At 49.8% G+C, this 13,445-nt stretch carries 12 protein-coding genes; 10 read left to right on the top strand and 2 right to left on the bottom strand.

The features are described from left to right. Nucleotides 1-37: 37 nt before the first annotated feature. Nucleotides 38-676 (bottom strand): YczE/YyaS/YitT family protein, encoded by a 639-nt coding sequence (locus ACRQU7_RS16260; RefSeq protein WP_444641862.1) that lies wholly within the window; start codon nt 674-676, stop codon nt 38-40. A gap of 345 nt (nt 677-1,021) precedes the next feature. Between ACRQU7_RS16260 and ACRQU7_RS16255 the strand changes: the two genes are divergently transcribed. From ACRQU7_RS16255 to udp, 6 genes are all read left to right on the top strand, one after another. Beyond that, nucleotides 1,022-2,032, top strand: a complete 1,011-nt coding sequence (locus ACRQU7_RS16255) for a LacI family DNA-binding transcriptional regulator (protein WP_444641860.1) — start codon at nt 1,022-1,024, stop codon at nt 2,030-2,032. Nucleotides 2,033-2,254: 222 nt separating this feature from the next. Further along, nucleotides 2,255-2,875: an ECF transporter S component gene (locus ACRQU7_RS16250; protein ID WP_141826263.1), complete on the top strand. Its 621-nt coding sequence runs from the start codon at nt 2,255-2,257 to the stop codon at nt 2,873-2,875. Nucleotides 2,876-2,956: 81 nt separating this feature from the next. Further along, a complete protein-coding gene (locus ACRQU7_RS16245; RefSeq protein WP_038325772.1) occupies nt 2,957-3,748 on the top strand; it encodes an energy-coupling factor transporter transmembrane component T family protein in 792 nt (263 codons plus the stop codon). Continuing rightward, complete coding sequence (locus ACRQU7_RS16240) at nt 3,736-4,599, top strand: ABC transporter ATP-binding protein (protein ID WP_038325770.1); 864 nt, start codon at nt 3,736-3,738, stop codon at nt 4,597-4,599. The genes ACRQU7_RS16245 and ACRQU7_RS16240 overlap by 13 nt, the downstream gene beginning before the upstream one ends. After that, on the top strand, nt 4,599-5,423 hold the full coding sequence (locus ACRQU7_RS16235) for an energy-coupling factor ABC transporter ATP-binding protein (RefSeq protein WP_444641857.1): 825 nt from the start codon (nt 4,599-4,601) through the stop codon (nt 5,421-5,423). The genes ACRQU7_RS16240 and ACRQU7_RS16235 overlap by 1 nt, the downstream gene beginning before the upstream one ends. Before the next feature lie 236 nt (nt 5,424-5,659). Beyond that, nucleotides 5,660-6,430, top strand: a complete 771-nt coding sequence (udp, locus tag ACRQU7_RS16230) for a uridine phosphorylase (protein ID WP_444641855.1) — start codon at nt 5,660-5,662, stop codon at nt 6,428-6,430. A gap of 73 nt (nt 6,431-6,503) precedes the next feature. On the opposite strand, the gene ACRQU7_RS16225 is transcribed toward udp, so the two are convergent. Beyond that, a complete protein-coding gene (locus ACRQU7_RS16225; RefSeq protein ID WP_444645619.1) occupies nt 6,504-7,682 on the bottom strand; it encodes a phosphopentomutase in 1,179 nt (392 codons plus the stop codon). A gap of 185 nt (nt 7,683-7,867) precedes the next feature. Between ACRQU7_RS16225 and ACRQU7_RS16220 the strand changes: the two genes are divergently transcribed. The 4 genes from ACRQU7_RS16220 to ACRQU7_RS16205 all read left to right on the top strand — a co-directional run bounded on the left by ACRQU7_RS16220 (nt 7,868) and on the right by ACRQU7_RS16205 (nt 13,443). After that, entirely contained in the window at nt 7,868-8,638 is a 771-nt protein-coding gene (locus ACRQU7_RS16220; RefSeq protein WP_444641853.1) for a Crp/Fnr family transcriptional regulator, read from the top strand. Then, the gene (locus ACRQU7_RS16215) at nt 8,638-10,134 is read left to right on the top strand and encodes a YjjI family glycine radical enzyme (protein WP_444641851.1); all 1,497 of its coding nucleotides are present in this window, start codon (nt 8,638-8,640) and stop codon (nt 10,132-10,134) included. The genes ACRQU7_RS16220 and ACRQU7_RS16215 overlap by 1 nt, the downstream gene beginning before the upstream one ends. Beyond that, a complete protein-coding gene (locus ACRQU7_RS16210; protein WP_444641849.1) occupies nt 10,134-10,970 on the top strand; it encodes a YjjW family glycine radical enzyme activase in 837 nt (278 codons plus the stop codon). The genes ACRQU7_RS16215 and ACRQU7_RS16210 overlap by 1 nt, the downstream gene beginning before the upstream one ends. Nucleotides 10,971-11,709: 739 nt before the next feature. Further along, entirely contained in the window at nt 11,710-13,443 is a 1,734-nt protein-coding gene (locus ACRQU7_RS16205; protein ID WP_444641847.1) for a UGSC family (seleno)protein, read from the top strand. Nucleotides 13,444-13,445: the final 2 nt, after the last annotated feature.

Below are 13,445 nucleotides of genomic sequence, written 5' to 3'. Positions count from 1 at the left end.
ATAAGACAAAAAAGAACGAAGGGGAGGGTTTGAAAAATCAAATATTAAGACACTTTTTTGTCAAAAAGGGTTTGGCTTTCCCGATTACGGCATCCATAACAATACCGGTGCACAGAATGGAGATCACGGTACCAACGCCGATTTTTCCGCCGAACAAAACGCCGAGAACCCCTAAAAGCGCATCAAAAATGATTTTTGCCGTTTTGTATTTTAATTTGGTGTGCCGATAAATAATATCCACGATCGCTTCAAGAGGCCCCAGACCGAATTCTACAGAGACATAAATGCCCAGCCCGATTCCCATCAGAACGGTGCCTATGGCGGATACCGCGATTTTCCCCGGTAAGGGCAAAGCTCCCAGATTCAGCGGGCTGATGATGGCGGAGGCCAGATTTACATAAAGGCCGAGTGTGAAGGTACAAAGAACGGTACCCACGCTGATGTATTTTCTTGCCAGGATCAGGAGCACGATCAGGAAAGCGGCGTTGGCAAGGATGTTCGCGTTTCCCTGCGAGATATGCAGTATATTGTGCAGCCCATCCGCGAAGGTTCCCATCGGGGAAGAGCCGAGCTCAACGGAATACAGAAAAGCAAGTCCGATCCCGTTAATGAAAAGGCCAAAGCTGATCGTCAGGATGCAGAGAATGAGATGTCTGATAGGTTTCTTTGATTTCAAAAGGTTTTCCTCACTGTCTTTATTGGGATTTGTAATCACAGCATCGATATGTTTTGATTTTTAGTTTATCGTTTTACCAATTTGTAAAAACCCTCTTTCCAGAATTTTAACGTTTGTATTTTCTATTTGAAATTGTATCAAGAATATTAGTATAAGTCAATAATATAATTTTTAATTACTATTTTTTTTGCATGTATTGACTAAATTAAAATTTGTGTTATACTGAATAGCAAGTTGATAAAACGTTTTAACAAATCGGTTAAAATTCTCGTTTCTGAAGATTCAGGCAGCTTTGTGCAAGAATGTTCGGTCCGGGATACAGTTCGATATACGGAGGCGAAAATCATGAGCGCGACCATTAAGGATGTTGCAAAAAAAGCAGGTGTTTCCACCACCACTGTTTCACTGGTTTTCAACAATCGGGAATCAAGGGTTTCCAAGGTCACACGGGAAAAAGTAATGGCTGTTGCCAAAGAGATGAATTATTATCCGAATCACTTTGCGGCAAGCCTTGTTACAAAGAAATCCCATATTATCGGTGTTGTCTCCGATTCCGTGAATATTTTCTCCGCTCAGGTCATCAGCGGGATTGTGAAGCAGGCGAAAGTAAGAGGATATCAGGTCGTTCAGGTCAGCTCCTCACAGGAAAATGAAAACGACATGGAGTACCTGAATATTTTCTTGAACCAGGGAATCGACGGTGTCATCTTTCCTCATTCCTCGATTTCCAGTCTGAAAAATCTGGAAAGCGGATTCCAGACCGTAATCCGTTCGGGTATTCCCGCAATCGCAATGGACGTCATCATTAACGGGGCTACTTCCTGCGCGGATATATGTGACCATGTTTACGGCGGATATCTTGCTACCCGCCATCTGATCGACTATGGGCATCGCAAAATCGGCGTTATTTCCGGCCCAAAGGATTACATCAGTTCCATCAAACGTCTGGAAGGCTATCGCAAAGCGCTGGACGAAGCGGGAATCCCCTTCGATCCATCGCTGGTATACATGGGAAACTACAAGCTGGAAAGCGGACAGGAGGGTCTGCCGTATCTTCTTGGAAAAGGCGTTACCTCAATTTTCGCATTCAACGATATGATCGCCCTTGGAATTTACAAGGCGATTCGCAACTACGGGCTGTCCATTCCGAAAGATCTTTCCGTGGTCGGATATGATGACATTTTTATTTCCGACGTTTTAGAGGTTCCGCTTACCACGGTGCATATCCCGATTGAGGATATCGGAAAACGCGCGGCAGAGGAGCTCATCGAACTGATCGAAAAGAAGCATCCGGCCGCGGACCTGGAGAAATGCGAACCTGTCCTGATGGTGCGAGCGAGCACCCAGAGGCTGTAACGATCGCGCAAATTTTTCTTTATATAAAGCAAAAATTGGTTTCAGAAGGAAGATAGGAGGAGATTCACCGGGCCTTTTTCGAGGCTGGAAGGGTAAGCAAGAAAATTCTGAGGAGGTGCTGTTGATTTCGTTCAGTAGGAAGCTTTGAGAACCGAACGATTGCGACTTTTGGTAGAACTACATAGTGCATTTATTGTAAACAAATATGAGGAGGAACCCCAAATGATTGAAAAGAAAAAACATTCCATAAAAGAAGATTTTTCCACGCTGGCTCTGCTGACAATGCCGATTGCCGTGGCCGTAAACTTCGTCGGCTCACAGATTCACCACGCTCTGTCCCTGCCGCTCTTCCTTGATACGATCGGCACATTCTTTGTTTCCATGCTCTGCGGACCCTGGGTAGGCGCTTTGACAGGGCTGATCGGCAGCCTTGTGAACGGCATTACCAACCCGAGCGGCATTCCGTTCGCACTTACAAGCATTTCGGTGGGCCTTGTCGCGGGCTTCCTGGCCCGTGCAAAAATGTTTGATACCTGGTGGAAGATCGTGATCTCCATTGTGCTGACATCCCTGGTATCCACCATTGTTTCGGCACCGATTGCCGTTCTGGTATACGGCGGCGTAACCAGCTCCACCGATTCCCTGTTTGCCGCTACCCTGATGGCTTCCGGCGTCAATATCTGGAAGGCGGTTATCGGTACGAGCCTGTTGTTTACGTGCATAGACCGAATCATCGCGATTGTTGTTACCCGGTTAATCATTAAAGTCATTCCCGCAAGGAACCTGATCAAATACAGTCTGGGCAACAACTACGTCAAAAACTCCACCTCAAAAACCGCATAAACCGGATACTAAAAGGCAGATACTATCTTTTCCCTTTGAACGATAAAAAAGGTGGTATCTGCTTTTATAAGGAGTCAACATATGTTCAGAGAAAAACTTAGCGCTGTTAAGGAAAACCCGATAGCCGCCTTGTATCCCACAACAAAAGGCTGGATCGTCATTTTGTACTGCATATGCGTAACTGCTCTTTCGACCGTTAAGGTAAACGGTTATGCGTTGTATCTGATTCCGCTTTTTCTGATGATCCCTGTCCTTTTCGCTGTCAGCGGCATATGGGAAAAGTTTTTTGGCTTTTTCAAAAGTATATTTATCTTTGTCGCCTTTATCTTTATCGTGCAGACGCTGCTGATCCGCAGCGACGCGGTCCTGTTCCGCTTCGGATTCCTCAGTATTTATGAGGATGGGCTTCAGCATGCGATTTTTCTGTGCTTCATCATTTTAAACATCGCGGGCATCCTTCTGTGGCTGTTCCAGACGACTGAGACCAAGGAAATGACTTATGCCCTTGAAAAAATGGGAATGAGCTATAAGGCTTCCTTCGTTTTTCTTTCGACCTTTCAGATGATCGAAGTTCTGGGAAAAAGCTCTAAAACCATTATGAATGCGCAGAGGGCGCGCGGGATTGAGACAGAAGGAAATATCATAGTCCGCTGCAAAGCGTTTTTTCCAATGATTGTTCCTTTGGTTGTCAGTTCCATCATGAATACGGAAGAACGCGTACTGACCCTTGAATGCAGGGGCTTTGATACGAAATGTCCAAAGACGCGCCTGCTGGAACTGAAAAAGTCAGGGAATGAGGCCAAAGCGATTGTGATTTCCGTAATCGTAACGGCGGCTGTATTGATAGGGAGGATATTGCTGTGGGTACTGTAGTTGAATTCAAGAATGTAACGTATACATATCCTCTGTCCGAGAAACCTGCCATTAAAAACATGAGCTTCAAAATTGAAGAGGGAAAGTTTTACGGCGTAATTGGAGAAAACGGATCAGGAAAGACGACGCTCTGTTCGCTGGTGCGCGGTTTTGCACCGGATTTTTACAAGGGCACGCTGGAAGGCGAGGTCCTGGTTGACGGAAAGCCGACCACAGAGTATGGCCCGGGTGAGCTTGCCCTGAAATTCGGATATGTGTTCCAGAATCCTTTTAATCAGATCAGCGGGGTAAAAGACACCGTTTTTGAAGAAGTGGCTTTTGGACTTGAAAATTTTGGCTTCGATCCCGATGAGATCGAGCAGCGCGTGACAGATGTCATGGAATTGACGGATATTACGGCCATTGCGCTGAAAAATCCCTTTGAGCTTTCGGGCGGCCAGCAGCAGCGGGTGGCACTGGCTTCCACAATCGTGCTGAAGCCGGATATTCTGGTTATCGACGAACCCACTTCCCAGCTGGACCCGGAGGGAACGGAAAGCGTATTTAAAATCATCAGCGAAATGAAAAATGAACATAAGACCATTCTATTGGTCGAGCATAAGGTGGACCTTCTTGCGGAATACGCTGACGAAATTCTTGTTCTCAAAGACAGTGAATTGATAAAAGCGGGACCGAAGCAGGAGATTCTGTCGGACATCTCTCTTCTGAAGAAAAATGTGCAGCTTCCCCAAATGTCCATTCTGGGCAATGAATTGAGAAAACTCGGACTGCCGATTAAGAATATACCGATTACGGAAGATCAGGCTGTAGACATCGTCAAAAGCCACCTTGCAAAGGGAGGAAAAAGCTAATGACCTATATAACGCTGGATCATGTCAGTTTTGAATACCCCGGTGGATTTCTGGCGGTGGACGATATCAGCATGGAGATCGAAAAAGGCGAATGCATTGCCATTATAGGCCAGAACGGAGCCGGAAAAACCACAACCGTAAAAATGCTCAACGGACTTTTGCGCCCCACCAAGGGGGATGTCATCATAGGCGATATGAACAGTAAAGATCATACCATTGCCCAGATGAGCCGCAATGTCGGCTATGTGTTTCAGAACCCGGACGATCAGATTTTCCATTCGACCATTTACGATGAAGTCGCCTTTGGAACGAAGGTGCTGAACAAAACGGAGCAGGAAACCAAAGAACTGGTCGATTACGCGCTGGAAATCACCAATCTGGCTCAATACAGAGATGTCAATCCGTTTAACCTTCCGTTTTCCATCAGAAAATTCATCTCCATTGCCGCGATTATCGCAATGGACACGCAGGTTATGATTTTTGACGAACCGACCGCCGGGCAGGATCTGACGGGAAATCTCCGCCTTTCTTCCATTTTGGGGCATCTGCACAAAGAAGGAAAAACACTGATCACAATCTCCCACGACATGGAATTTGTGGTAAATAACTTTGATCGTGTCATTGTTATGGCCAATAAAAAGGTGGTCACCAGCGGTGCGCCGTCTGAAATATTCTGGAATTTTGAGGCGCTGGAAAAATCGATGCTGAAACAGCCCTATGTCAGCCGGCTTTGCAAAACACTTAACTTAGGCGGGAATATTGTCACGATGGAGGAAACATCACAGGCAATTTTAAAAGCGGTCAATGCAAAGACGGTTTCCTGAAAACAGTCTGACCGGTTACATTTCCGACCTACAGCAATTCCATTTCAGTTTGCGAGACAAAACACGTTTCTCCCCCGCCGAAGGCGGGGGAGAAACACAAACTTGTTGCATAATCAACTGGAAATGCTGTAAATCAAATTTAAAAATAAAGCAATTGAATTGGGCGTTCCGGATTTTGCTTAAGAAACGTTCCGATTGATTCTATAGAAATCACTGAAATAAGGAGAAACGCTTAAATGGAACAACAGCTAACTCATCACTTGAAATGTGCGGTGGGTGACGTCGGAAAATATGTGATCCTTCCGGGGGACCCCGGCCGCGTACCCAAAATCGCAGCTTATCTGGACAACGCCGTACATATCAAAACATATCGGGAATACGTCACCTATACCGGGACGCTGGAAGGCGAAAGGGTCAGTGTCACTTCGACCGGAATCGGCGGGCCGTCCGCTTCGATCGCCATGGAAGAGCTGGTTCAGCTCGGCGCCGATACGTTTATCCGCGTCGGCACCTGCGGCGGGATCGACAGCAGCCTGGTGCCCGGGGACCTGATTATTCCGACCGGCGCAATCCGAAAAGACGGTACCGGCCGCGAATATGTTCCCATTGAATATCCGGCCATAGCCGATCACGGTCTGGTGCGCGAACTCGACGAGGCGGCGGCAAGGCTCGGAAAGCGCCATCATCTTGGCGTGGTGGAATGCAAGGACTCCTATTACGGTCAGCACGACCCCGACCGTATGCCTGTCAGCTACGAGCTTCACCAGAAATGGGAGGCCTGGAAAAAAGCAGGTGCGCTCGGTTCGGAAATGGAATCATCCACCCTGTTTATCGTAGCGTCCACGCTGCGTGTCCGGTGTGCCACCGTGCTTTTGCTGTGCCGCAATCTTGAGCGTGAGGCTCTTCAAAACAGCGGGGAAGTCGGTGTCTGGGAGACGGCTCCGGCGATTGAAACTGCGGTTGAGGCGCTGCGCAGCCTCATCAAGAAAGAGAAGTCCAAGGCATAATCCCCGTCACAAAGCAGAAAATAAAGAGCCTCCCTTTGACAATGTCCAAGGGAGGCTCTTTTGGGTTCCTGCTCTACCGGGCGTTCCGAAGAAGGTCCTGGAGGCGGGAGGTCCCGTACACAGAAGGTTCCAGACCAAAAAAGTCAAGAACAGTCGCGGCGATATCCCCGAAAGTGGGCGAGGTGCCCAGATTGGCGCCGGGTTTTACGCCGGGGCCCGCAATGACCCACGGCGTACATTCCCGCGAGTGGTCCGTTGACGGCGTCGAAGGGTCGCACCCGTGGTCGGCGGTGATCATTACCAAATCGTCCTCTTTCAGGCCGGCAAGAATTTCGGGAAGCTTTTGATCGAATTCCGTCAGCGCCTTCGCGTAGCCGTCCACGTCGTTCCTGTGGCCGTACAGCATATCGAAATCAACCAGATTTGTAAAGCAAAGCCCGTCAAAATCGCGGTGTGTCAGCCGGATGGTTTCTTCGATTCCCTGCTGGTTTCCCGATGTCCGCATAAATTCGGTGATACCCCGTCCCGCGAAAATATCGTTGATTTTTCCAACGGCAATCACGTCCTTTTTTGCTGCGGAGAGCCGGTCGAGCATGGTGTCGGCCGGCGGCTCGAGTGAAAAATCATGACGGTTCGATGTACGCACGAAATTCGGGGATTCCCCGGTGAAGGGACGGGCGATCACTCTTCCGACCGCATGTTCCCCCCTGAGAATCCCGCGTGCTTCACGGCAGCAGCGGTAAAGCTCCTCCGGCGGAACGATCTGCTCATGCGCGGCAATCTGGAAGACGCTGTCGGCGGAGGTATACACAATCAGAGCGCCCGTTTCCACGTGCTCCTGCCCGTAATCACGGATGACATCGGTTCCCGAGTACGGCTTGTTGCACAATACTTTGCGGCCTGTGCGGCGTGAAAATTCGTCCGGAATCTCCTGCGGAAATCCATTCGGATAAGTCGGCAGCGGAGCGGGGGAATCGATTCCCGCGATCTCCCAGTGGCCAATGGTGGTATCCTTGCCTTTTGAGTGCTCGGCCATCCGGGCAAAAGCTCCCTCCGGTGCCTTTTCCTCGGGGCGGCAGGAGACTCCGTTTATATTAAACAGGCCCAGCTTTCCCATGTTGGGCATATTGAAATAGGGGCTCCGGGCAGCGGCCGCGAGCGTGTCGCTTCCGGTATCCCCGTATTCGGCGGCGTCGGGCGCGCCTCCAATGCCGCAGCTGTCAAGCACAATTAAAAAGATCCTTTTCGTAATCTATCATCCTTTCTGTATTTTGTATTGTTTTATGAATTCATTATAGTTCACACAGCAATGATCGGAAAGGACAAGTGTACCAAAGCGTCCGGTTTTTTAAAATTTATATAGAAATTTTGGAAAATGGACAAATGACCTTGCTCAATTTTGCCAAAAGAGTTAATTTTTGAACAGGAGGATTTCCCATGGCCGATATTCTGCAATATCTTCATTCTCTGGATGAACCGGTAAAGGAAAAACTGCTTAAGCTGTTTGCCTCCATGCCGGGTCCTCTCAGGGAGCGCTGTGCGGTACAGAACCTGAAAAAGGGCGATATTCTTGCCAGCCCGCTCGACCCCGCCGATTTTGTATATGTTCTTGTGCACGGAAGTATACAGACGGCGAATCAGGATTCTTCGGGCAATATCTACGTAGTCGCCGAATTTACGGCCCCCTCGCTGTTCGGGGAATTCGAACTGATTGCCGGGTATCCTTTTTACCGAGGAACGCTGACCGCTACAAGCGATTGCCGGATCATCACCATCGGACAGGAAGCCTATCTTGCATGGGTCCAGGGCAACGGGGAGGTGCTGTTTCAAAGGGCCCGCGCAGTCACGCGGCGCCTTCTGGAGCAGTCCAGCAATGAAAGGAATTTTCTGTCTTTGCGCGCAACGGAAAGACTGATGTTTCTGCTCTGCCGGTACTACGAGAGGGACGCAAAGGAAGGGACCGTGCGCATTTGCGCCACAAGGCAGAAAATGGCCGACGAAATCAATACCAGCTTGAAGACGGTTATCCGTGGGATTCAGCAGTTGAAAAAATGGGGTCTGGTTTGTATGGAGGGCCGTGGGATTTCTGTTCGCAGGGAAGGTTATCAGAGGATGAAAATGCTTCTGGAAAAAGAGTATCTTTCCTGTCCCCCTGGAAACAATCATTTGGATTTTAATGAAATTGAGATGGAGAGAAGGAGTACGTAATGGATCAGGTAATGGATATTATCACAGCGCAAAACCTCACTTACGATCAAAAGCTGCTGCAGCTTGCCCAGGCCGCGGAAAATTCCGTGGACCCTCTGCATGTTTCGGATAAATTCCGATACTATTTTGAAAAAGGCGCTCTGTGTGATATGAACGAGGGGAAAGCCCCCTACCGGCCGCGCTACATTCTGGCCGATTTTCAGAAATTTGTTCAAAACGGCAGTGAATTTCTTCGACTGAAGCCGCCGGAGGATCTTGACGATCTGCTGACCTCCCTCTGCATCCTGTACGGTCATATCCCCTCCGTGACAGGCCGTCCGGTGTATGTAGGCAATCTGGATAAGCTGATCGATCCGTTTCTGGAGGGCGTTTCCGATCAGGAGGCATCCAAAAAGATCAAACGCTTCCTCAATTTTATCGACCGTACGGTCGCGAATGGTTACTGTCATGCGAACCTCGGCCCGGAAGCGACTCGCGCAGGCCGGCTCATTCTGGACGCGGAGAAAGAATTACAAAACGCCGTACCGAATTTTACCTTGAAATACGATCCGGATATTACGCCCGACGATTTCGGAGAACAGGCTGTTCTGACCGCGCTTTCCTGTGCCAGCCCGGCGTTTTGCAACCACCGTATCCACAGGCAGACCTACAGCGGCGATTATGGAATTGTCAGCTGCTTCAACATCCTGCCGGTGCGGGGAGGCGGATACTGCCTGTCCCGCGTTGTGCTGCCCAGGTTGGCGGACCTTGCTTCCGGAGTGGAACAGTTCATGGAAGAGCTTTTGCCCGAAGCTTTGCAGGCGCTGGGAGAGTATATGAATGAGCGCGTTCGCTTTATGGTGGAAGAGTCCCATTTCTTCGACACTTCCTTCCTGGTGAAAGAGGGCCTTGTGGACCCGGACCGCTTTGTCGGTATGTTCGGTGTGGCTGGATTGTGCGAATGCGTCAATACGCTGCTGAAAGATCGCGGCGGCTTCCGCTATGGCCGCGATGAGGAGGCAAATGATCTCGGTGATCGTATCATGTGCAAAATACACGGGTTTGCAGAAGAGTTTCCCGCCGTATACTCAAAGCTGACCGGAGACCGCTATCTTCTGCACGCGCAGGCCGGACTGGCGCCGCAAAAAGGTGTGACTCCGGGCGTGCGCATCGTAGTCGGCGACGAACCGGACAACATTATGGACCATATCCGCCACAGCGCCCGGTTCCACCGCTTTTTCCCCACCGGGGTCTCCGACATTTTTCCGGTGGAAACCACGGCCCGCAACAATCCGGCGGCCATTCTGGATCTGGTAAAGGGAGCATTCAGCATTGACGACAAATATTTAAGCTTCTATATCGAAGACGGTGACTTGATCCGGATCACAGGCTATCTGGCCAAACGCAGTGAAATGGAGAAATTCAGCAAAGGAGTGCCTGTTTTGCAGGACACCTCCCATGGTGCGGTAAACAATTACAGAAATAACCATGTTGCTGATAGAAAGGTGCGGTTTTAATGGCCTCGGCCCCGGTCAACAAAATCATTCCCTTTAGTTTGGTGGATGGTCCGGGAAGCAGGACTTCCGTGTTTTTGCAGGGCTGCAATATCCGCTGTGCCTACTGTCATAATCCGGAAACCCAGCAGATATGCTGTAATTGCAGAATCTGTGTCGGCGGCTGCCCTGCGAAAGCTCTTTTCGTACAGGACGGCCGGGTAGTCTGGGACGATCGGAAATGCGTATCGTGCGACCGCTGCATCAAGGTTTGTCCGCACTGTGCTTCTCCGCGTGTTCATATGCTCGACGCTCAGGAGGTTTTTCTGCGCATACAAAAGAATATTCCGTTTATCCGGGGCATTACGGTTTCCGGAGGTGAGTGCATGCTGTACCCGGAATTTTTGCTGGAGCTTTTCACGGAGGTAAAAAAAGTTGGGCTGACTGCGCTGATCGACAGCAACGGCACCGTGGATTTCAGCCTTTATCCCGAGCTGACCGCTCTGTGTGACGGCGTCATGCTGGACGTCAAAAGCTGGGAGCCACAGGTTTTCAGCGCTCTGACCGGCGGCAGCAATGAAATCGTCAAAAGCAATCTCCGCTATCTCGCGGATAGGAACCGCCTGGAAGAAATCCGTATTGTCTGCCTGGATGGCAGGGTGGACGCTGAAGCCGTCATTCGCGGAGCGGCGGAAATACTGGCGGAAAAAACAGCTCTGCAAAAACTAAAGCTGATCCGTTTTCGTCGTTTTGGCGTGCGCGGAAGTCTGGAAAACGCTCCTTCCCCGACGGAAGAAACGATGCTGGATTTATATGAACTGGCACAGAAACACGGATTTCGTAAAATAAGTATTACATGAATAAGAAATGATATATAGTATCCGGTTCGGATGTCCACGCCGGCCGTGATCTGCAACGCCAACACCCGGGTCCTCAATGGTTCACAAAAAATAAACCCGCATGGTACTGAGAAAATCAGATTTCCATGCGGGCTTTCTTTGTCTTTATCCACATTCCGATGCTGGAATACAATCTAATAATGGACATTGAATGGACAGTGGACAGAATGAACATGAATTCAGGTCGTTGTTTCATTACCGGATTCCAAATGATTGACTGTACGGTGGTCAACGGTAAATGAATCGACGCAGATTCCGTTGCAGCGAATGAAAGAATTGGAAGGGAGGCCGTCGCTTGCGAATATTCCCATTGCTCGAAGTTTTCACGAACGGAACGGCAAAAGGGAATCACTGACCGGCATGTTATGCGGCAGCTTCGAATTGGTCAAAAAAACAGTCAACCGTATTGTCAATCATGCAATCTTGACAAATAATCATGATGTATTGACTGTAATTTATACATTTGCAATAATAAAGGTGGCGCAAAGCAGAGGGAAATCTAATTCAAACTTAAAACTGCAGATTTACGGCAAGAGGGATTTCCATGTATGCCGAAGGTTATTTTGCCACATCAAAATATTTTTTAATACGCGGAGGTGAATTTATCCATGTGAGATATCTTGCACATCGCGGCCTGATTTACCCGGACGCCGGATGTAAGGTCTTTTAAATGAAATCATTGAGAAGGAGAGATACGAAGATGGTAAAACTGCATCCATTGCTGGACCCGAGAGGTATTCAGAAACGCACTGTGATCAAGCTGGCGCACCGTCCCACAATTGAGGAACTGGGAAAAGGGAAAATCCTATTCTACAACAACACCAAGCTGGGCTTCTGCAATTATTATACGGTCTTTGACCGAATAAAAGAGCATTTTACGGAGCTTGGCATTACGAATTGGGTAGAGTATACGGAAACGGTCCGCGGAAAAGATGCCGCGATGCTCGAGGATTACGCCGCGATGCTTTCGAAGAAAAAACCGGCTGCGGCGATCGTTGCCTTCGGGGATATGGGAACGTCATCTTCGACGACCGTCATCGCCATAGAACTGGAAAAGCTGGGGATCCCCACCGTCTACATGACGGCGCCTCCCGGAACGGGAATCACGGAAGGGGTGGGGCTTTACCGGGCCGGAAACTTGTGCATGTGCTCCGTAGACGTCATGCAGGCCAGCACGGCGGAGGAGATCGCGGAACAGGTCGATCGGAAATGGGACTATATCCTCGGTTCTCTGACGGAAAACGGGGAAAAGCTCGAAAAGCTGGCGAAAATCCCCGCAAAAATGGATTTGATTCCTCCGGCGGAGGACGGGCTGCTGCCGATCATCAATAAGATTGAGGTGGAAGAGGATCAGCTGCTGGAACCCGGATGCTATATGGAAGAGATCAACGAATTTTTTAACCGGGAGCATATCAGCGACGGCTTGCCCATCATTCCGCCCACAAAGGCGCGTTATGAGAAGATGCTGGAGTACTGCCCGTTCGACGAATCCTTTAAGCTCTGTGACCCGAGCGGCCCGAGCGGCAAAATCGTTACCGTGAAGGATGTTGCAATCGCGGCAGTGATGGCAGGCTGCGTCCCGCAGGCGATGCCGATTTTGATTGCGGCATTTAAGGCGCTAAACAATAAGAATTATAATTTGAACCAGTCTGTCACGACGTCCCACCCGGGCGGTAATATGCTGATCGTATCCGGGCCGATTGCGCAGGAGATCGGAATTTCCGGGAAGCAGGGCTGTCAGGGACCGGGCTGGCCGATGAACGCGACGATCGGCCGTGCGGTCAACCTGGTGGTTATGAACATCTTCCGTTCGGTTCCCGGCATCTGTGATCTGGACTGCATCGCCTCCCAGGCGGAATTTACATACTGTTTCGCGGAAGAACCAGAGCTCGCATGCTGGAACATGCTTAACGAAGACCGTTACGATGCAAGGACGACCACCGTGTATGTGCTGAAGGCCGAACCGATCCATGATATTATCGACTTCCTCAGTCTGGACGGCTATGATCTTCTGGACACCATCACGGCGTGCTGCACGACGCTGGGCTCAAATAATGCTTATATGCCGGGACCGATGATCGTCTGTCTGACCCCGGACCACGGTCAGATGCTGAAAAAGGCGGGCTTCACAAAGGAAATGATTCAGGAGCACATTCATACCTATGCTTACCACGAGGTGCCGATGGTACGCAACCGGGGGCTGGTGCCCGTGCGTCCGGCCAGTTTTGCGAACCGCCACCCAATGCCGGTTACACGTTCCCCGAAAGATGTCGAAGTGGTCGTGATCGGCGGAAGAGGCGGGCACTCCGGCGTTATTCTTCCGTGGGCGCTGCACAGTGAAGGCTGCGTGGAGCCGGTTGCGCTGCCGGACGGAAAAGCCGCACTGAGCATCAGCGAGTTCAAAACGCATGAAAGAGAAAAGAGGGAGTATTGAAA

It is taken from the genome of Caproiciproducens puteiluti (assembly GCF_052442865.1).
Classification (GTDB): Bacteria; Bacillota; Clostridia; order Oscillospirales; family Acutalibacteraceae; genus Caproiciproducens.
This window is presented reverse-complemented; position numbering and strand designations above follow the sequence as displayed.